The organism is Microbulbifer rhizosphaerae (assembly GCF_014191725.1).
GTDB lineage: Bacteria > Pseudomonadota > Gammaproteobacteria > Pseudomonadales > Cellvibrionaceae > Microbulbifer > Microbulbifer rhizosphaerae.
This window is the reverse complement of the sequence record NZ_JACHWZ010000001.1, coordinates 223,672-243,782: the sequence shown is the minus strand read 5'-3', so window position 1 is coordinate 243,782 and position 20,111 is coordinate 223,672. Positions and strand designations below refer to the sequence as shown.

Genomic DNA, 20,111 nt, shown 5'->3' with positions numbered 1-20,111 from the left:
GGAGGTAGCTACCTCCGTTTTTTATTCAGATTGAGTGGAAGTCAAACGCGCTCAATGGCCACCGCCGTGGCCTCGCCGCCGCCGATGCACAGGCTGGCAACGCCCTTCTTCGCGCCACGCTTTTCCATCGCCGCCAGCAGGGTGACGATAATTCGCGCACCGCTGGCGCCCAGCGGGTGGCCCAGGGCACAGGCACCGCCGTTGACGTTCACCTTTTCGTGGGGCAGGTTCAGCTCGCGCATGGCGGACATGGTGACCACTGCGAAGGCCTCGTTGATCTCGAACAGGTCCACCTCGTCCGGGGACCAGCCGGTGTTGCCCAGCAGTCTCTGCATCGCCGCCACAGGCGCGGTGGTGAACCACTCCGGCTGCTGCGCGTGCTGGGCCTGGCCGCGCAGTACCGCGAGCACTTTCAGGCCGCGGGTCTCGGCCTCGCTCTGGCGCATCAGCACCAGCGCCGCGGCGCCGTCGGAAATGGAGCTGGAATTGGCGGCAGTGACGGTACCGTCCTTGCGGAAGGCGGGCTTCAGCTGGGGGATCTTATCCGGGCGGGCGCTGCCGGGGCCCTCGTCCACTTTCACCTCCAGGTCGCCGCGGCGGGAGTGCACGGTGACCGGGGCGATTTCCCGCTCGAAGGCACCGTTCTCGATGGCCGCCTGGGCGCGGGCCAAAGACTCCAGGGCAAAGTTGTCCTGCTCCTCGCGGGTAAATCCGTACTTGTCCGCGGTGGCCTCGGCGAAGCTGCCCATCAGCTTGCCGTCGTAGGCGTTTTCCAGGCCGTCGAGAAACATGTGATCCAGCACTTCGCCATGCCCCAGACGCATGCCGCCGCGGGCCTTGGGCAGCAGGTAGGGGGCGTTGCTCATGCTCTCCATGCCGCCGGCCACGATCACCTTGCCCTCGCCCAGCAATAGCGCGTCCCGGGCCATCATCACGGTCTTCATGCCCGAGCCGCACACCTTATTCACGGTGCTGCAGGGAACCCCTTCCGGAATGCCCGCACCCAGCGCCGCCTGGCGCGCCGGCGCCTGGCCCAGCCCCGCGGGCAGCACGCAGCCCATCATGACCTCATCCACGTCCGCGAGCGCCATGCCCGCGTCTTCCAGGGCCCCGCGAATGGCCGCGGCGCCCAGTTCCGGCGCGCTGGCTCCCGCCAGGGCACCCTGCATGGCGCCCAAGGGCGTGCGCGCCATTCCGACTATCACTACGGGATCTGAAGTTACATCGCTCATACCGGCCTCTCCCAAATCTGTTGGCGGCCCAGCCGCCTGTCGTTATTGCGGTCAGCATTATAACCGAAGGAGGCTCCTCCCCCGATATCCGCCTTTGGCAGTAGGGATGGCCCAAGTTTCTACGCCCCGATGTGACATAGAGCCACATTTCTCAATTTCCCGCTGAACTCAAAACTTGAGTTAATATCGGCACCGGACACACAATCATTTTTTTGGGAAGCACTATGGAAATCTCCACCATTGTCTGGCTGGTGGCCATCGCCGCGCTGATGTTCTACGTGGTGGGCATCTACAACAAACTGGTTTCGCTGAAAAACCGCTATAAAAACGCCTTTGCGCAGATAGAAGTGCAATTGAAGCGCCGCTACGACCTGATTCCCAATCTGGTGGAAACCGCCAGGGGTTACCTGAAGCACGAGCGCGAAACCCTGGAGGCGGTCACCAGTGCGCGCAACACCGCGCTCGCCGGCCTCAAGGCCGCCGCCGCCCATCCCGACAGTCCCGGAGCCATCACCGAGCTGGGCCACGCCGAGGGCGCACTGGCCGGCGCACTGGGGCGCCTGAACGTGGTGATGGAGGCCTACCCGGACCTGAAGGCCAACCAGAACATGATGCAGCTCACCGAAGAGCTGACCAGCACGGAGAACAAGGTGGCCTTTGCCCGCCAGGCGTTCAACGATGCGGTGATGTCCTACAACATCTACAAACAGAGCTTCCCGCCGGTATTTTTTGCCGGCTTCTTCGGCCACCGGGAGGACGCAAGGCTGCTGGAATTCGCCGATTCCGAGAGCTTCCAGGCCGCGCCGAAAGTGGAGTTTTGAATTCCCTTGACTCGCAACCAACAAATCTGATCGGTTCAGCCTGAATGAATTTTTTCGAATACCAGGACCGCGCGCGGCGCAACAGCGCCCTGCTCGTCGCGCTTTTCTCCCTGGCGGTGGTATCGCTGATCGCCATCACCACCCTGCTGGCGGCGGCGCTGGTGGCCTGGTCCCGCGGCCAGACCTTTTCCCCGGTAGACGGCCAGTTGCTGGGCTGGGATACGGTCGCCGCCATCGCCCTGACAATCGCCGCGGTGATTGCCCTGGGCAGCCTCTACAAGCTGCGCCAACTGGCCGCAGGTGGACGGGCGGTGGCCGAGTCCCTCGGTGGGCGCAAGATCAATATCGCCCCGCACGGCGCTGCGGAGAAGCGCGCGCTCAATGTGGTGGAGGAGATGGCCATCGCCTCGGGTACTCCGGTGCCGGATGTGTATATCCTCGACGACGACGCCATCAATGCCTTTGCCGCCGGCTACAAGCCCGCGGATGCGGTGATCGGCCTGACCCGCGGCAGTATCGAAAAACTCAGCCGCGATGAACTGCAGGGCGTGGTGGCCCACGAATTCAGCCATATTTTCAACGGCGACATGCGCCTGAATATCCGCATCGTCGGCCTGCTCAACGGCATACTGATTATCGGCCTGCTGGGCTATTGGCTGTTGCGCGGCAGCTACTTCGGCTCGGGCCGCAGCCGCAGTCGCGCCGCATTGCTGGGGCTCGGTGCCGGGCTGGCGGTGATCGGCTATACGGGAACTTTTTTCGGCAATTTAATCAAGTCGGCGGTGAGCCGCCAGAGGGAATTTCTCGCCGACGCCTCGGCAGTCCAGTTTACCCGAGACAACAGCGGCATCGCCGGCGCGTTGAAAAAGATCGGCGGTTACAGCGGCGGCTCGCAACTCTCCGCGAGCAATGCCGCCGAATTCAGCCATATGTATTTTGCCAGCGGATTGAAACGATCCTTCGCCAATCTGTTTGCCACCCACCCGCCACTGGATGAACGCATCGTTCGGCTGGACCCGCAGTGGAACGGGCATTTCCCCCGGGTGGAAGAGGCGGCCGCGGGGCTCGCCGTGTCTGCGGAGCGGGATGCCCAGGTAATGGGTATCACCGCGGCCACGCCCTTCGATACAGTGGCCGATGCCGTGGACAACAGTATCGGCAACCCCGACGAGCGGCAGATGCAATACAGCCGGCAACTGTTGCAATCGGTGCCCGAGGCGCTGCAGCAGGCCGCCCGCGATCCCTTCGCGGCCCGCGCACTGGTCTACCACCTGTTGCAACACCGGGACGAGGCACTGCGGCAGACGCAACAGCAACTGCTGCAAAAAATTGCCCACCCTGCGGTGGTGCGGGAGATCCACAAACTGCAACCGCAACTCCAATCGCTGCCCGCCACCGCGCGCCTGCCGTTACTGGATCTCTGCGTGCCGGCGCTCAAGGCGCTGGCGCCGCAGCAGTACCAGGTGTTCAAGCGCAACCTGATCAAGCTGCTGCGCAGCGACAACCGGGTGGAATTGTGGGAGTGGTCCCTCTACCGGGTATTGATGCACGCACTCGAAGGCGCTCCGGATCGCCATAGGCACTCGACGAAGCCCGCTGCCACCGGCGATGCCATGCGCTTTATCCTCGCCGCTGTGGCCCACGCCGGAAACGATGCCTACCTGCCGGCCAAACGCGCCTACGAGGCCGGGCTAAGGGCGTTGCAACTGGACATTACACCGCTGCCCGCCGCAGGTGATATCACCCTGCCGCGGCTGGACAAGGCCATCGCCATCGCCGGCACCATCAAACCACTGAAAAAACCCGCACTACTGAAAGCCATGGCTGTAACCATGACCCACGACGGTGTGATAGCGGCAGAGGAAATCGAATTATTGCGCGCGGTGGCGGACAGCCTGGACTGCCCTATGCCACCAGTGATCGGGGACAACCGTCAGTGATCGATGGCCAAGGAAGTAACATGTTGCTTATTGACCGTTGATCAACTCTGATAAACCGGCCCCATGCCCAGGCCCCACAGAATCACTGCCCCGACGCGCACTATTACCAGCAGCACCAGGCCGACGGTGATTACTGAGTAGGCGTACAAAAAAGCCCGCTCCTTGCTCATGTTCATCAGGATCGGGATGCCTTCGAAGATCAGGTAGATGGAGTAGACTCCGGCCAGGCCGGTGACTGCGGCATTCAGCCACAGGTGCGGGTAGAGACCGACAATACCGGAGAGAAAGATCGGTGTGGTCACGAACACCGCCAGTGCGGTGCCCTCGTAGTGGCGCGTGGGTTCGTCGCCCTTGACGCCGTAGGATCTGGACATCCAGTTGATGAATTCACCGAACAGGTAGACTCCAATCAACAGGGAGAAATAAGTCACTACCGCCAGGGCAGCGGCACTGCCGGGAGTCAGCCTCGCCACGTGATCGCCCACCCGGAAACCCACCAGGGTCACGCCGAAATAGCCTGCGACGCAGGGAATCAACGCCAGTATCGGCACATGACTGAGGAATACCTGGGCAAAGGAGTGGCGTTCGTTGCGAATGGCCTCCCACTCTTTGCCGGGGTGGATAAAGATACCGAGGGTATGGTTGAGGAATCGCACGCCCTATCTCCCTTTACTGCCCTGCCTTGCAGTATGGTGGGCGGTGGCGGATTAACCAATAACGAGCGGGAATAGGACGCCAGTTTGTGCCGGAGCTTTATTCCCCTGTAGGAGCGGCCGTTGGCCGCGATCGGCTTGTGCCAACAACCACCATTGATCGCGGCCAACGGCCGCTCCTACAGGGGACTCGAGGCTCCGGGCTCCGATCACTTATGCACACAAACCCTGTTGCGTCCGCCGCGCTTGGCCCGATACAGGGCGCGGTCTGCGGCGCCGAGGACGTCCTCGGGGGATCTCATCTCCCGGCTGCTGCTGGCCAGCCCCACACTGACAGTGGTCTTGATCACCTTGCCGCCACCCTGCCCGCGCTTGCTGAGCGCACGGCTATCGCCCTTGCGGGGACGGGAGGCACCGCGCAGGCGCAGGGGGTAACCGGCGATTTTCTCCCGCATACGCTCCAGGGAACGACTGGCGCGCTCGTTATCTCCTCCCCGCAGAACCACTACAAACTCCTCACCGCCGTAGCGAAAGGCTCGGCCGCCACCGTAGCGGGCGATCTGCCCGGCCACCATGCGCAGCGCCTGGTCTCCCACCTGGTGGCCATAGCGATCGTTGAGCTTCTTGAAATGATCGATATCCACCACCGCGATGCTGTAGCGCCGCCCCAATGTAAGCAGGTAGCGACTGTAGGCGCGGCGAGAGGGAATGCCGGTAAGTTCATCGCGAAAGGCCAACTCGTAGGCCGAGCGCAATGCCAGCAGCGTCAGCAGCAGACCGACGGAGACAGCCACCAGCACCAGTGTGCCCTCCTCCGCGCCCGCGTAATAGGCCCCAAGCAGCAACAGCACGCAGGCGAACAGGCCCACCCCGATATGTTCCGGTCGCCAGAAAGCTCTCAGGCCGGCGAACGCGGCTGCCGATATCAACAGCAAGTCCTCCGATTGCACCCGCTTCAGGATATCCGGCAGCCAAGGGGGCAACATCGATCCCACGGGGAAATGCAGCCAGCCGCCCAGTTGTGCTGAGCAGCATCGCTGCAGTTCGGCCAGCGCCATCCCCTGGGCGGTTATAACCGCCAGCAGCAGAACACCGAAGCCATTTAGCGGGCTGCGGTCCTCGCTGATGGAAACCAGGGAAATATTGACCGCCGCCAATGCCAGGGCGAGCCCCACAACCGTCTCACCGACAGGGACCACCTGAAAGAAATTCACCGCCGTGTAACCCGCAAGCAGCAGTACCGCGACAAAAGCCACCCGGCTCGACTTAAAGAAAACCCCCAGCGACAGGGCAATTCCCAACAGTACATAGGGCAGCTTTGGCAGCAGCAGCCCCCGGAAACTGAGCAGATTGAAATATTGCGCCGCAACCGCGGCCAACAACAGGCCGGGCAGCCAGCAGTAGCGGAGCCAGTGCAGTAGTAAAGGCATGACGGGTAATAAAAGATGAAATTTGCCGGCAATTATACCGGGATGAAAGGGGTGCCGAGGGCACTGAGTCCCAGATCAATGACCAATTATCAAGAATTGATCATTGGTCATTGACTACTTCACCACTCGCAACGAGGGCTTCTTCGCAGACTTGCGTCCAAGGCTGGTGGGCGGGGTGGGCTCGGGCGGCTCCGGGGTCTCCTCCGCCTCGAACACCATACCCTGGCCATTCTCGCGCGCGTAGATACCCACTACGGCACCCACCGGAACCTGGATATCCGTGGGCACACCGCCAAAGCGGGCGTTGAAGCGGATGGCGTAATTGTCCATGGCCAAGCCCGCCACCGCGCTCTCGGAAATGTTGAGCACTATCTGGCCGTCTTCATTGACGTGCTGCTGGGGCACCAGCACGCCGGGCAGATGGGTGTCCACCAGGATGTAGGGAGTACACCGGTTATCGGTTATCCACTCGTAGAATGCCCGCAGGATGTACGGGCGGTTGGACGTCATATCCGGCTTACTCAAGTCGCTCTCCGCTAATATTGCCAACGAGGGGTCAGTGCTTGCCATACATGGCGCGAGTTCATCGAGTTCGATCCACCCCCTGCCCCGCCATCCTGCCGGAGCGCCAATCCGCGCACAAAGCGGTGCTTTGTCTACGCGCGGCTTGGCCCCTCAACGCATTTCCCGTTCGTACTCGGTCAGGCTCTGCTGGAAAGCCTCACGGGAGAACAGGCGATCCATATAGTCCAGCAGTGGTTTCGCCTGTTTGGTTTTCGGCAGGCTGACCTCAAACTGCTCCAGACGCCACAGCAATGGTGCCATACAACAGTCCACCAGGGAGAATTCCTCGTTAAAGAAATAAGGCAGGTCCGTGAATAGTGGCGCTATACCCGCGAAACTGTCTCGCAGGTCTTTGCGGGCGGCGGCGACGTCTTTGCCACCGGCGAGAATCTTCTCCACCAACGGGCACCAGTCGCGCTCGATGCGGTACATGATCTGACGACTCTGCGCGCGAGCCACCGGATAGACCGGCAGCAGTGGCGGGTGCGGGAAACGCTCGTCCAGGTACTCCATCATCACCTTGGTTTCGAACAGCACCAGGTCGCGATCCACCAGGGTGGGCAGGGAGTTATAGGGGTTGAGGTCAGCCAGTTCCGCAGGTTTGTCATCGGGGTCCACATCTATAATATCGACGGATACTCCCTTTTCCGCGAGCACAATGCGCACGCGATGGCTGTAGTGGCTGCGACCATCGGAAAAGAAGGTCATGGAGGAGCGCTTGTTGGTCGGCACACCCATGTTCTAACTACCTCAAATTGATTGGCGGGCACGGTGGCCGGCCTTCTGTCCATAAAAGCAAACAAGGGCGGCAGGCAGGCCCACCACCCTGTGAAAATATAAAGTCTACAGCTGCCTCAGTGGTGAACGTCCTTCCAGTATTCACGGTTCAGCAGCCAGGCGAAGACAAAGAATACCAGGATAAATGCCAGCACGAAGAAGCCGGTGCGCTTGCGCTCCCCCGCCATCGGCTCGGCGACATACGCCAGGAAATTAACCAGGTCATAGACCGTCTGGTCGAACTGAGCCTGGTCCATGGAGCCCTTGATATCCTTCACCTGCAGGCTGCCGCACTCGGCGTCCATAATTGGGTTGCCCAGTTCATCACGCACCACATGGCCGTGCTCGCGCTTGGGTCCGGGGGCGCACTCCGGCAGACCTTGCAGCTCCATCAGCACATGGGGCATACCCACATTGGGGAACACCTTGTTATTCACTCCGACGGGGCGGCTGTCATCCCTGTAGAAACTGCGCAGGTAAGTGTAGAGCCATTCCGGCGAGCGGGCGCGGGCCACCAGAGTGAGGTCCGGTGGCGCGGCGCCAAACCACACCTTGGAGTCTTCCGGGCGCATGGAAACCTGCATCAGGCCCCCGATCTTGCCATCGCCCAGCACCAGGTTCTGCATCATCAGCTCTTTGGGGATTCCAAGGTCCGTGGACACCCTTTCCCAGCGAGAGAAGTTAGCGCTGTGACAGCCCATGCAGTAGTTGACGAAATACTTGGCGCCCCGCTGCAGCGAGGGTTTGTTCTGCGGGTCGATATGGATGTAGTCCAGTTCAACCTCGCTTTCGGCGCCCACCGCCTTGATGGGCAGGAAGGCCAGCAGCGCCACCACGATCAGGCCGCCGAACAACACACCGAAGGTCTTGCCGCCGGAGGGGCTGGTGACCCGTTCAGGCTCCGAATGCACCGCGTCGCGGCCGGTGAGCCAGGGCAGTGTCACAAAGAGCGCGGCAAGCAACAGGCTGGCAATACCCACAAAGAGGCTGGCCTTCCAGTTACTGACCGCCATCCACAGGAAGAGCACGCCGAAGACACCGCTCACTACCCAGGACGGGATGCCCTTGCGCTCCACCGGGTTGCTCCAGATGGGCATGGTGACGAAATAGGCGAAGTAAAACAGAGTCGCCACCTGCGCCAGGAAATTGCGTCCCGGAGTCGGGGACTGGACACCCAGGTAGCCGAGTACGATAAACACCGCGGCGAACACCAGCAGCAGCGCCTTGGGCAGGATTCCCTTGTAGCGGATCGAACGCACGGGGCTCTTGTCCAGCCACGGCAGCACAAACAGGATCGCGATCGCCGCACCCATGGCCACCAGGCCGAGGAACTTGGCGGTCAGCGGGCCGATGTCGATGGTGACCGCACGCAGGATGGCGTAGAAAGGCGTAAAGTACCATACCGGCGCAATATGCGGCGGGGTCTTCAGCGGGTTAGCCTCCTCAAAGTTGGCGTGCTCAAGGAAGAAGCCGCCCATCTCCGGGAAGAAGAACACCACCACGCAGAAGATGAACAGGAACACCGCCACACCCACCAGGTCGTGCACCGAGTAGTAGGGATGGAAGGGCACACCGTCTCTGGGCACGCCGTTCTCGTCCTTGTTCTTCTTGATCTCCACGCCGTCCGGGTTGTTGGAGCCCACTTCGTGCAGTGCCAGGATATGCAGCACCACCAACAGAACCAGCACCAGCGGCAGCGCGATCACGTGCAGGGAGAAGAAGCGTGTGAGGGTGATACCGGAGATCAGGTAGTCACCGCGTATCCACTGCACCAAGTCCTCGCCGATGCCGGGAACGGCGCCGAACAAAGACACGATCACCTGCGCGCCCCAGTAGGACATCTGGCCCCACGGCAATACATAGCCCATAAAGGCTTCGGCCATCAGCACCAGATAGATGCACATGCCGAAGATCCACACCAGCTCCCGCGGCGGCTTGTAGGAACCGTACATCAGGCCGCGGAACATATGCAGGTAAACCACCACAAAAAAGGCGGAGGCGCCGGTGGAGTGCAGATAGCGGATCAGCCAACCCCACTCCACGTCGCGCATGATGTACTCGACCGAGGCAAAGGCGCCATCGGCGGTGGGGTTGTAGCTCATCACCAGCCAGATGCCGGTTAGCAGTTGGTTGACCAGTACTAAAAGCGAAAATACGCCAAAGAAGTACCAGACGTTGAAATTCTTGGGCGCGTAGTACTTGCCCATATGCCTGTCCCAGGCTTCATAGATGGGCAGTCGCTGATCGACCCAATCTCCCAGTGCGGTTAGCCAGTTCATGCGCTGCCCTCCTGATCCACGCCAATCACGATTACGTCGTCGCTCTCATAGGAATAAGGCGGCACATCCAGGTTGGTGGGCGCGGGCACGCCTTTGTATACACGGCCGGCCAAGTCGTACTTGGAGCCGTGACAGGGACAGAAGAAGCCGCCCATCCATTCGTCGCCACCCAGGTCCGCAGCGCCCACTTCCGGGCGGTACATAGGGGCGCAACCCAGATGGGTGCAGAGGCCCACCAATACCAGCAAGTGCGGCTTGATGGAGCGGTTTTCGGGGTCCACATAGGGAGGCTGGATGGACTCCTCGGAATCCGGATCCCGCAGCAAGGGTTCCACCTTGACCAGATTTTCCAGCACCTGCTCGGTGCGGCGCACGACATATACCGGCTTGCCGCGCCACTCGACGGTGACCATCTGGCCCGGCTCCAGTTTGCTGACGTTGTATTTGACCGGCGCGCCGGCGGCCTTGGCCTTAGCGCTCGGATTCCAGGACTTCACAAAAGGCACGGCGATACCGACTGCTCCGGCACCACCGACTACCGAGGTGGCGGCGGTCAGGAAACGACGCCGCCCCGCGTTTACACCGTCATCACTCATGACGTATTTCTCCCATCACAGCGCCCCTTACTTCTGACGAAGAGGTCTGACCCAAACCCAAAAACCTTCCGCACCGCTTTTTCGCGCGAATAAACCCCATAAATCAAGCGGATACAAATCCGCGCAATGTTAAAGAAAATGCCAAACTGATACAAGGCAAGCCGGCGGGAACGTCGGGAAACCCGCAGCGAACTGGCGAGAAAATAAGCAAAAATGACAAGAAGTGCTCAGTACCGAAAAACTCTCCCGGCACTGGCCCGGAACAAAAAAACCCGGCTGTAGCCGGGTTTTCCGTAGGAGAAGCTTAACGCTTGGAGAACTGCGGTCTCTTGCGCGCCTTGCGCAGGCCCACTTTCTTCCGCTCCACAGCACGAGCGTCGCGGGTTACATAGCCCGCGGCGCGCAGCGGCTGGCGCAGCGCTTCGTCGTACTGCATCAGGGCGCGGGTCAGGCCGTGACGGATAGCGCCCGCCTGACCGAAGGAGCCACCGCCCTTAACAGTGACGTTGATGTCGAACTTTTCAGTCATTTCGACCATTTCCAGCGGCTGACGCACGATCATGCGCGCCACTTCGCGGCCGAAGTATTCGTCCAGGGCGCGACCGTTCACGGTGATCTTGCCCTCGCCCTGCTCGATGAAAACACGGGCGGTGGAGGTCTTGCGGCGGCCGGTACCGTAGTATTGAGTAGTTGCCATAAAAGTATTTCCGTTTAGATCGCCAGTTCAATCGGCTGTTGCGCCGCGTGAGGATGTTCGCTGCCTTTGTACACCTTCAACTTCTTGAACATGGCGCGACCCAACGGACCCTTCGGCAGCATACCTTTTACGGCGCTTTGAATGGTGCGCTCGGGCGCTTTCTCAACCAGCTTTTCAAAGCTGATGGACTTGAGACCACCGGGGTAGCCGGAGTGGCTGTGGTAGATCTTGTCCTTGGCTTTGTTGCCAGTTACACGCACTTTTTCCGCGTTGATCACAACGATGTAATCACCAGTGTCAACGTGGGGCGTGTACTCAGGCTTGTGCTTGCCGCGCAGACGGGTAGCGATCTCGGCGGAAATACGGCCGAGAGTCTTGTCCGCAGCGTCAACAATATACCAGTCGCGTGTTACCGCTTCCGGCTTGGCACTGTATGTCTTCATGTTATAAAACCTGCAATATGGCCCCAAAACAAAAGGGCCGTCCCACAAAAGAGCGCGGATAGTACACAAGAGGTGTACGCTTTTCAAGCGGGTTTTGGGGCGAGACCGCGCGCTTAGCGAGCACTGCTCGCTGCGCGGTATCGCGCCCGGTCAAGGATGACCGGGCCGGAGGTCGCTCCAAGGACGGCTGCTTGCTACAAGCTCGGGACAGAAGCGAGATGCGATGGTCCTGCCGGCGGAAGCGCCACAGAGCCTGGGCCTCCCGCGCCCATCCCAACTCAATCCGGCCTATGGGGCCGCGCCAGGTACTCCCGGGACTGCATCTCCAGCAACCGGCTGACCGTCCGCTCGAACTCAAATTTCAGGTGGCGCCCACCGTACAGCTGCTCCGCCGGTACCTCGGCGGAGATTACCAGCTTGACGCAGCGGTCGTAGAACTCGTCCACCAGGTTGATAAAGCGCCGCGCCTGAGCCTCCATACGCTCGTCGAAGCGCAGCACATTGGCCAGCAGCACGGTGTGATACTCCCGGGCCAGCTCGATATAGTCATTCTGGGAGCGCGGTCCGTCACACAGATCACTGAAGTCGAACCAGGCCACGTCATCCGCCACTTTGAGCGCGCGGATGTGCCGGCCCTCTATATCCAGGTCCACCTGCTCCTGCACCTCGCAGCTCTCCACCATCAGCCCGGCGAAACTCCGGGCCAGGCTGACGTCCGCCGAATCGTCCAGCGGCCAGTGATAGAGCTCGGCCATCTCCAGGGCGCGCAGGCGATAGTCTGTACCGCCATCCACATTGACCACTCGGGTGTGCCGCTCCAGCAAAGCGATGGCGGGAAGGAAGCGAGCCCGCTGCAAGCCGTCCCTGTACAGCCCCGCCGGCTCGATATTGGAGGTAGCCACGAGAGTGACGCCGCGCCGGAACAGCGCGTCGAGCAGGTTGGCGAGAATCATCGCATCGGTGATATCGGAGACAAAGAATTCGTCGAAGCAGAGCACCCGCACCCGCCCGGCAATTCGCTCCGCTACCTTTTCGAGCGGATTCCTCTCCCCCGCCAGGGTCTTCAGTTCCCGATGCACCTCGCGCATAAAGCGGTGGAAGTGGGTGCGCTGCTTCTGCTCAAACGGAAGCGACTCGTAAAAGGCGTCCATCAGGTACGTCTTGCCGCGACCCACGCCACCCCAGAGATAGAGCCCCCGCTCCGGCCCCCCCTGCCCCCGCCACATGGCGCGCAGGCGCTCCCGCCAGCCGCCCGCCTCCCCCTGCGTCAGCAGGCGCCGGTACAAATCCTGCAGTTGCTCGACTGCAGCCTGCTGGGCCGGATCGGCAATGAAGTCCGGGCGCTGTAAATCGCGCCGATAACGCTCCAGGGGCGAAAGCAACGGGCTGTTGGATGGGGACATCTACGGAAATAACCGACTGACTGGTTGCGAAGGGCGCCACTCTACCAAATTCTCCCAGTGCGCGCCCAGTGTGGTGTAAGGCACTAAATGCGGATATCAGCGGGCCGCTAAGCGGCCAGATGCAAGGCGCATTTGCGCTGGCGTAGTGTTCTACGTCAAGTAAATGCAACGCCGCAGATGGCTGCTTAGCGGCCCGCCCGAAGGGAGCCCCCCAAAATGACCCACAGCCGTGTTGCCGCTCTTGAAAAGGGCGAGCCATTCCCTGCGAGCGGCGCCTTGCTGTGAACATTTTGGGGGGCTCTGATAACCGCATTTAGTGCCTTACACCACACTAGCCACTCAAAACCGACGCCGGGCTCTGAATTGCGTATAATGACGGCACCGTCACGGACTGTCGGTGTCATTGTCAAAGTTGAGGAGAAAGTTTTCGTGCACTCTACATCGGTATTGATTCTGGCCGCTGCTCTCGGCCTGGCGCTGGGCGCCCTATTGGCCTTTCTGGCCGTCCGCAGCCGCAACGGCGTTGATCGAACCCAGGAACTGGAGCTCCGCCTGCGCGAAGCCAACAGCAAACTGGAGGACTTCCAACTGCAGGTCAATGAACATTTTGACCAGACTGCCCAGCTAGTTCACAACCTGACCGAGAGCTATCGGGAAGTGCACGAATACCTGGCCAACAGCGCGGTGCGCCTGTCCAGCCAGGATATCGGCAGGCAGATGCTGGAGGCCGGCAGCGGCAAGCTGAGTGACAATGACGAGAATTTGACAGTAGCTCCACCACGGGACTGGGCGCCCAAGGAGCCGGGTGCCAAAGGCACCCTGGCGGAGGATTTCGGCCTGGAAAAAGACCGGACGGAAGAAGAAGCCGAGGGCACCGCGAGCCGCTGATGCCACATCACAATGACCAGTGTCCCCCAAAGGCGCCACTGGTCATTGTTCACCCATCACTGCTTCTGGTAGTAATTCATCAGAATCTGAGCCACCTCCGGACGGGAGAACTCCGGGGGCGGCGCAATACCGTCACCCAGCATTTCACGCACCTTGGTGCCGGACAGCAGGATAAAGTCCTCCTTGGTGTGGTCCGGAACGTCGCGCATCATCACCACCCTATTCAATTTTTTTGAGTAGGCCGTGTGATCGGCGCGGAAGATCTCGATTTCCAGCGCTCCCTCCGGGACCTTCTCGTCGAAGATGGTCTGCGCATCGAAGGCGCCGTAGTAATCCCCCACTCCCGCGTGGTCGCGGCCGACGATCAGGTGGCTGCAGCCGCAGTTCTGGCGGAACACCGCGTGCAGCACCGCTTCCCGCGGGCCCGCGTAGAGCATGTCAAAACCGTAGCCGGTCACCATCACCGTGTTGGCCGGGAAATACAGCTCAACCATCTTGCGAATCGAGGCGTCGCGTACCGGCGCGGGAATATCCCCCGGCTTCAGTTTGCCCAGCAGCATATGGATCAGCACGCCGTCGGCATCCACCGTCTCCAGAGCCATTTTGCACAGCTCCTCGTGGGCGCGGTGCATGGGGTTGCGGGTCTGAAAGGCCACCACCCGGCTCCAGCCGTGCTCGGTGAATTCGTTGCGGATTTCCACTGCGGTGCGGAAGGTATCCGGGAAATCGCTCTGGAAATAACTGAAGTTCAGCACTTCGATGGGGCCGGAAATCAGCTGGCGGCCAGCGGATTTGAAAGTGTTCACGCCGGGGTGCCTGTCGTCCAGGGTGCCGAAAACATGCTCCGCTATGGTATCCACCTGCTCATCGGACACGGTCTCGACGGCCTGTACATCCATAATCGCCAGCACCGGATTGCCCTCCACATTGGGGTCGCGCAGTGCGATACGGGAGCAGCCTTCGATCGCGCTGGTATCTTCCACCATATTCACCACCGGCACGGGCCAGAAGAGACCGTCGACGGTGCGCAGGGACTCCGCCACACTCAGGGCATCGGCCAGATTCATGTAGCCGTGCAGAGGATTGAAGTAACCCGCCCCCAGCATAACCGCATTGGCCGCCGCCGCGGAGCTGACCACAATCGACGGCAGTGACTCTGCCTCGTGCATCAGTTGGTGATGCCTTTCGCTGTCGTACACAAACCGGGGCTGCAGCTCGACGCTGCCGTGGGGACGAACCAGGGACATAGAGTTCTCCGAGAATAGATTCAGGGCGTGTTGGGAATTTCGAGGCGCCCATTATACGGATCGGGCGCGAATGACCAATGGTTGGTGGTGGCCCGCAGCCCCTCTTCCGCAAGTGGAGAGGGGAGCACCCACTCCTCACCATGTATAATGGCGTCAAATCGAGGAGTCGAGAGTGTCCCTACAACGTTTTCTGCAAGACTGGATCGCGCCCGTCGGTATTGGCCTGGTAATCGCCGCGGCGCTGTTATTGCTGTTTCCGCAGTTTCGCGACGCGCCGGCGGGCCCCTCCGGCAGCGCGGCCGAAGGACCGGTGTCCTACGCCGACGCGGTCAACCGCGCCGGCCCGGCAGTGGTCAACATCTACACCCGCAAGGCGGTGCCCCAGCGGCGTCACCCGCTGTTCGACGATCCGCTGTTCCGGCGCCTGTTCAACAGCATGAACCTGCCCCAGCAGGAGCGCATGCAGTCCAACCTGGGGTCCGGGGTCATCATCAGCGACGACGGCTATATCCTCACCAACCACCACGTGGTCGACGGCGCCGACGCCATCGTGGTTCTGCTGGCTGACGGCCGCGAGGCCCAGGCCCAGGTGGTGGGCAGCGACTCAAATTTCGACCTGGCAGTGCTGAAGATCACCCTGCCCAGCCTCACCGTGATCGAGGTGGGCGAGCCGGAGAAGGCCCAGGTGGGTGACGTAGTACTGGCCATCGGCAACCCCTTCGGCGTGGGCCAGACGGTGACCCAGGGCATCATCAGTGCCACCGGCCGCTACCTGGAAAATAGCGGCACCGGCAGCTACCTGCAGAATTTCCTGCAGACCGACGCCGCGGTCAACCCGGGCAACTCCGGGGGCGCACTGGTGGATGCCCACGGTCGCCTGCTGGGTATCAATACTTCCATCCTCAACCAGTCCGGCTACTCCGGCGGCATCAGCTTCGCGATACCGTCCAACATTGCCCTCAAGGTCATGCAGGACATTATCGAGTTCGGTCAGGTGGTTCCCGGCTGGCTGGGCATCGAAGCCCAGCCTATGAATCCACAGCTGGCGCGCTCCTTCGGCCTCAGTTCCAGCAACGGCGTGGTCGTCACCGCCATCTATAACCAAGGGCCGGCGCACAAAGCGGGGCTCAAGCCGGGCGACGTGATCACCCATATCGACGGCATTCCCATCAACGACGGCCGGCGCGCCGTGGCCCCTATGGCCACCATGGCCACCCTGCGCCCCGGCGATACCGTGTCGATCACTTTTATCCGCAACGGCGAAGAAAACACCGTGAACGCCACTGTGTCGGAAAAACCCAAAGCCCAGCGGCGCAGCTGAGCAAAACAACACCGGCACCTTTGTGAAACGCAACGGCGAATGGCGGGCCCTGGCCTGGCAGGCGACCAAAATCCCCGATAGCGAATAACTCCGCAGCCGGCTTTTATTCCTTGACCCGGTACTCCGCCGAACGCGCGTGCGCCTCAAGCCCCTCGCCCCGGGCGAGAGTGGCGGCCACACGGCCGAGCTGGTCGGCTCCCCGTGGCGAGCAATAGATCACCGAGCTGCGTTTCTGGAAATCGTACACCCCCAGTGGCGACGAGAAGCGCGCGGTGCCGCTGGTGGGCAGCACGTGGTTGGGGCCGGCACAGTAGTCACCCAGGGCTTCGGCGGTGTGACGCCCCAGGAAGATGGCGCCGGCGTGACGGATCTGCGGCAGGTAGCGCTCGGGGTTTTCCACCGAAACCTCCAAGTGCTCCGGCGCTATGCGGTTGGCCAGGACGATCGCCTCATCGAGATTCTCCACCGCGATCAGTGCGCCGCGCCCGGCCAGGGACTCAGCGGCGATATCCCGGCGCGGCAGTTCCGCCAATTGCCTCTGCAACGAATCCGCCACCGCCTTAAGGAAGTCTTTGTCCGGGCTGACCAGAATTGACTGGGCCTGCTGGTCGTGCTCCGCCTGGGACAGCAGATCCATGGCGACCCAGTCCGGATCGGTCTTGCCGTCGCAGATCACCAGAATTTCCGAGGGGCCGGCAATCATATCGATCGCCACCTGGCCGAACACCGCACGCTTGGCGGCGGCGACAAAGATGTTGCCGGGGCCGACGATTTTATCCACCCGCGCAACGGACCCGGTGCCATAGGCGAGCGCCGCCACTGCCTGGGCACCGCCGATGGTGTAGAGCCGGTCCACTCCGGCGATGGCGGCGGCGGCCAGTACCAGGTCGTTCAACTGGTTGTCCGGCGCCGGCACCACCATGGTCACACAGTCGACACCGGCAACCACGGCCGGAATCGCATTCATTAAAACAGACGAGGGGTAACTGGCTTTTCCGCCGGGCACATAGATACCCACCCGCTCCATGGGGGTAATCTGCTGGCCGAGCACAGTGCCATCGGCCTCTGTGTACTGCCAGGACTGCTGCAACTGGCGCTGGTGGTATTCGCGCACCCGCACGGCGGCCGCTTCCAGGGCCTCGCGCTCCGTGGAGGAAATTCGCTCCAATGCAGCAGCCAGTACTTCCGACGGCAGGCAAAAATCCTGCGCGCTTTGCAATTCGCGACGGTCGAAACGGTTGGTGTATTCGATCACCGCGGCGTCGCCGCGCTCGCGCACCTGCTGCAGGATTTCCGCAACGGTCGTCTCTACTCCGGTATCGGCGACGGACTCCCAGGCCAGCAGCCGCTCCAGTTGCGCGTCGAAGTCTTTATCCCGGCTGTGTAACTGGCGAATATTGGTCATCGCTTACTGGTCATTGTTTATTGACGGCGGCGCTGAGCTTTTCAATCAGCGCGTTGATGGGCTGGTATTTCATTTTCATCGACGCCTTGTTCACAATCAGCCGGCTGCTGATCTGGGCGATGGTATCCCGGGCCTCCAGGCCGTTGGCCTTGAGGGTGTTGCCGGTATCCACGATATCCACGATCTCGTCCGCCAGCTCCATCAGCGGCGCCAGTTCCATGGCACCATAGAGTTTGATGATATCCGCCTGGCGCCCCTGGGCGGCGTAATAGCGCTTGGCGCTCTGCACAAATTTGGTGGCCACCTTGATGCGCCCGCGGGGCAGTTCCGCTCCCTTGATCCCGGCAGTCATCAGCCGGCAACGGGCAATACCCAGGTCCAGCGGCTCATAGACACCGTCCCCCACGTGTTCCAGCAGTGTGTCCTTGCCGGCCACGCCCATATCCGCGGCACCGTGCTGCACATAAGTGGGCACGTCCACGCCGCGTAGAATCAGCAGGCGCACGCCTTGCTGGTTGGTCGGAAAAATCAGCTTGCGACTCTTGGAGATATTCTCCAGCGGTTCCAGCCCCGCAGCTGCGAGCAGCGGCAGGGTTTCCTGCAAGATTCTACCCTTGGTGAGGGCGATGGTAATTTGCATAGCGGTTATCGTTTTTTAGCGTTAACGACCGGGGCGCACTGTTCGAGATCGGGGCGGCCCTGTTACCGGTTATGGAGGGCGGATAGGCGCAGCGCATCCACCGCGGGCCTGCGGCCCGCAAGCGGAGCTGGAGCTCCGCGCGCCCAGGCTATCCCGGCACCCGCCGAATATTCGCCCCCAACTGCCGGAGCTTCTCCTCGATACACTCGTAGCCGCGGTCGATATGGTAAATGCGATCCACGATAGTGGTGCCCTCGGCGATCATTCCGGCGATCACCAGGCTGGCGGAGGCGCGCAGGTCCGAAGCCATCACCGGGGCGCCCTTCAGTTTTTCCACGCCGGTGACTATCGCGGTATTGCCCTCCAGCAGGATATTGGCGCCCATGCGGTTGAGTTCATGGACCTGGATCAGGCGGTTCTCAAATATGGTCTCCACCACCGCGCCCTTGCCCTCGGCCACCGCGTTCATGGCGGTGAACTGGGACTGCATATCGGTGGGAAAGGCCGGATAGGGGGCGGTGCGGAAGCTCACCGCCTTGGGGCGGTTGCCCTTCATGTCCAGCTCGATCCAGTCGTCACCGCAGGAAATATACGCACCGGCCTCCTCGAACTTGGCCAGCACCGCGTCGAGAATGCCGGCGCGGGTGTGGGTCAGGCGCACCTTACCGCGGGCGGCGGCGGCGGCGGCGAGGAAGGTGCCGGTCTCGATCCGATCCGGCATCACGGTAAAAGTGCAGGGGTTAAGGCGGGACACGCCGTGCACCCGCAGGGTGTCGGTACCTACACCCTCAATCTGCGCGCCCATGGCGATCAGGAATTCCGCCAGGTCGACGATCTCCGGCTCCCGCGCGGCGTTGTGCAGCACCGTGGTGCCCTCGGCCAGTACCGCGGCCATCAGCAGGTTTTCGGTGCCGCCCACGGTGACTTTTTCCATCACGATATTGGCGCCTTTCAGACGGCCGTTGGTGCGTGCACGGATAAAGCCTTCGTCGATGGTGATTTCCGCCCCCATGGCCTCCAGGCCCTTGAGGTGGATGTCCACCGGGCGGCTGCCGATGGCGCAGCCGCCGGGGAAAGACACGTTGGCCACCCCGTGACGGGCCAGCAGCGGCCCCAACACCAGGATGGAGGCGCGCATGGTTTTCACCAGTTCGTAGGGCGCGGTGAGGTCGTTGACCGAGCGGGGGTCGATCTCCACCCCCAGCTTTTCATCGATTGTGATATCGCAGCCCATGCACCGCAACAGGGTGATCATGGTGGTGATATCGTTGAGATGCGGCAGGTTGTGGATGTGCACGGGGCCATCCGCCAACAGGGCCGCGGCGAGTATCGGCAGCGCTGCATTCTTGGCCCCGGAAATTTTCAGGGTGCCGGAGATGGGACTGCCGCCCTCGATAATTAATTTGTCCATTCAATCTCGCGTCTTTTTAACTTGGCCGGTCTGACTTGACCGGCCTGCGGCCAGCGGCGGCACATCCCTGTGCCGCCTTATTGACCTTTTCAATTCTGATGCCGGCTTACTGACCGGCTTCTTCCGGGGTAAGAGTCTGCATCTGCACCGCGTGCAGGGTACCGTCGGCGATCTTGTCACCCAGGGCCGCGTATACCAGCTGCTGTTTTTTTAACCGGCTGAGGCCAGCAAAGGCGCTACTCACAACGGTGACTATCAGGTGGCTGCCCTCGAAGGAGACATCCGCATGGCTCTCGGGGATATGCCCCTCGATCAGGGCTTTGATTTCTTCAGGTTGCATAGGCGGGGATTGGTCGGTTTGAAA

Annotated in this window: 19 protein-coding genes; 4 read left to right on the top strand and 15 right to left on the bottom strand. The window is 61.5% G+C overall.

Annotation, left to right across the window (positions count from 1 at the left end; all coding sequences use genetic code 11):
• Positions 1 to 41 precede the first annotated feature (41 nt).
• Positions 42 to 1,232 (bottom strand): acetyl-CoA C-acyltransferase, encoded by a 1,191-nt coding sequence (locus FHS09_RS00945; protein WP_183455740.1) that lies wholly within the window; start codon positions 1,230 to 1,232, stop codon positions 42 to 44.
• A 224-nt stretch (positions 1,233 to 1,456) separates the two neighbouring features.
• Here FHS09_RS00945 and FHS09_RS00940 point away from each other — a divergent pair, with 224 nt between their 5' ends.
• Together FHS09_RS00940 and FHS09_RS00935 are read left to right on the top strand one after the other, a co-directional pair.
• Positions 1,457 to 2,053, top strand: a complete 597-nt coding sequence (locus FHS09_RS00940; RefSeq protein ID WP_183455738.1) for a LemA family protein — start codon at positions 1,457 to 1,459, stop codon at positions 2,051 to 2,053.
• 44 nt (positions 2,054 to 2,097) lie between these two features.
• Positions 2,098 to 3,993 carry a M48 family metallopeptidase gene (locus FHS09_RS00935; RefSeq protein ID WP_183455736.1) on the top strand — a complete coding sequence of 632 codons (1,896 nt, stop codon included), beginning with the start codon at positions 2,098 to 2,100 and terminating at the stop codon, positions 3,991 to 3,993.
• Positions 3,994 to 4,034: 41 nt separating this feature from the next.
• On the opposite strand, the gene FHS09_RS00930 is transcribed toward FHS09_RS00935, so the two are convergent.
• The 9 genes from FHS09_RS00930 to zapE all read right to left on the bottom strand — a co-directional run bounded on the left by FHS09_RS00930 (position 4,035) and on the right by zapE (position 12,835).
• Positions 4,035 to 4,649, bottom strand: coding sequence for a YIP1 family protein (locus FHS09_RS00930; RefSeq protein WP_183455734.1), 615 nt, complete (start codon positions 4,647 to 4,649; stop codon positions 4,035 to 4,037).
• A gap of 206 nt (positions 4,650 to 4,855) precedes the next feature.
• Positions 4,856 to 6,076, bottom strand: a complete 1,221-nt coding sequence (locus tag FHS09_RS00925; RefSeq protein ID WP_183455732.1) for a GGDEF domain-containing protein — start codon at positions 6,074 to 6,076, stop codon at positions 4,856 to 4,858.
• 114 nt (positions 6,077 to 6,190) lie between these two features.
• Positions 6,191 to 6,586: a ClpXP protease specificity-enhancing factor gene (locus tag FHS09_RS00920; RefSeq protein ID WP_183456101.1), complete on the bottom strand. Its 396-nt coding sequence runs from the start codon at positions 6,584 to 6,586 to the stop codon at positions 6,191 to 6,193.
• Positions 6,587 to 6,751: 165 nt separating this feature from the next.
• On the bottom strand, positions 6,752 to 7,378 hold the full coding sequence (locus tag FHS09_RS00915) for a glutathione S-transferase N-terminal domain-containing protein (protein ID WP_183455730.1): 627 nt from the start codon (positions 7,376 to 7,378) through the stop codon (positions 6,752 to 6,754).
• Between the two features lie 116 nt (positions 7,379 to 7,494).
• Positions 7,495 to 9,696 carry a ubiquinol-cytochrome c reductase gene (locus tag FHS09_RS00910; protein WP_183455728.1) on the bottom strand — a complete coding sequence of 734 codons (2,202 nt, stop codon included), beginning with the start codon at positions 9,694 to 9,696 and terminating at the stop codon, positions 7,495 to 7,497.
• Positions 9,693 to 10,292 carry a ubiquinol-cytochrome c reductase iron-sulfur subunit gene (gene petA, locus FHS09_RS00905; protein ID WP_183455726.1) on the bottom strand — a complete coding sequence of 200 codons (600 nt, stop codon included), beginning with the start codon at positions 10,290 to 10,292 and terminating at the stop codon, positions 9,693 to 9,695. Before petA ends, FHS09_RS00910 begins: the two co-directional genes overlap by 4 nt.
• Positions 10,293 to 10,596: 304 nt before the next feature.
• Positions 10,597 to 10,989, bottom strand: a complete 393-nt coding sequence (rpsI, locus tag FHS09_RS00900) for a 30S ribosomal protein S9 (protein WP_183455724.1) — start codon at positions 10,987 to 10,989, stop codon at positions 10,597 to 10,599.
• Positions 10,990 to 11,003: 14 nt separating this feature from the next.
• Positions 11,004 to 11,432, bottom strand: coding sequence for a 50S ribosomal protein L13 (rplM, locus tag FHS09_RS00895; protein WP_183455722.1), 429 nt, complete (start codon positions 11,430 to 11,432; stop codon positions 11,004 to 11,006).
• Between the two features lie 278 nt (positions 11,433 to 11,710).
• Entirely contained in the window at positions 11,711 to 12,835 is a 1,125-nt protein-coding gene (gene zapE / locus FHS09_RS00890; RefSeq protein WP_183455720.1) for a cell division protein ZapE, read from the bottom strand.
• A 429-nt stretch (positions 12,836 to 13,264) separates the two neighbouring features.
• On the opposite strand from zapE, the gene FHS09_RS00885 reads away from it, so the two are divergent.
• Positions 13,265 to 13,723, top strand: a complete 459-nt coding sequence (locus FHS09_RS00885) for a ZapG family protein (RefSeq protein WP_183455718.1) — start codon at positions 13,265 to 13,267, stop codon at positions 13,721 to 13,723.
• A 56-nt stretch (positions 13,724 to 13,779) separates the two neighbouring features.
• On the opposite strand, the gene sat is transcribed toward FHS09_RS00885, so the two are convergent.
• Complete coding sequence (gene sat, locus FHS09_RS00880; protein WP_221191712.1) at positions 13,780 to 14,970, bottom strand: sulfate adenylyltransferase; 1,191 nt, start codon at positions 14,968 to 14,970, stop codon at positions 13,780 to 13,782.
• A gap of 172 nt (positions 14,971 to 15,142) precedes the next feature.
• On the opposite strand from sat, the gene FHS09_RS00875 reads away from it, so the two are divergent.
• A complete protein-coding gene (locus tag FHS09_RS00875; RefSeq protein ID WP_183455716.1) occupies positions 15,143 to 16,291 on the top strand; it encodes a trypsin-like peptidase domain-containing protein in 1,149 nt (382 codons plus the stop codon).
• Between the two features lie 103 nt (positions 16,292 to 16,394).
• Here FHS09_RS00875 and hisD read toward each other — a convergent pair whose 3' ends face one another.
• The 4 genes from hisD to FHS09_RS00855 form a co-directional block, all read right to left on the bottom strand.
• On the bottom strand, positions 16,395 to 17,696 hold the full coding sequence (gene hisD, locus FHS09_RS00870; RefSeq protein ID WP_183455714.1) for a histidinol dehydrogenase: 1,302 nt from the start codon (positions 17,694 to 17,696) through the stop codon (positions 16,395 to 16,397).
• Positions 17,697 to 17,706: 10 nt separating this feature from the next.
• Positions 17,707 to 18,336, bottom strand: a complete 630-nt coding sequence (gene hisG / locus FHS09_RS00865; RefSeq protein ID WP_183455712.1) for an ATP phosphoribosyltransferase — start codon at positions 18,334 to 18,336, stop codon at positions 17,707 to 17,709.
• Between the two features lie 148 nt (positions 18,337 to 18,484).
• On the bottom strand, positions 18,485 to 19,747 hold the full coding sequence (murA, locus tag FHS09_RS00860; protein WP_183455710.1) for a UDP-N-acetylglucosamine 1-carboxyvinyltransferase: 1,263 nt from the start codon (positions 19,745 to 19,747) through the stop codon (positions 18,485 to 18,487).
• Between the two features lie 106 nt (positions 19,748 to 19,853).
• On the bottom strand, positions 19,854 to 20,087 hold the full coding sequence (locus FHS09_RS00855; protein ID WP_183455708.1) for a BolA family protein: 234 nt from the start codon (positions 20,085 to 20,087) through the stop codon (positions 19,854 to 19,856).
• Positions 20,088 to 20,111: the final 24 nt, after the last annotated feature.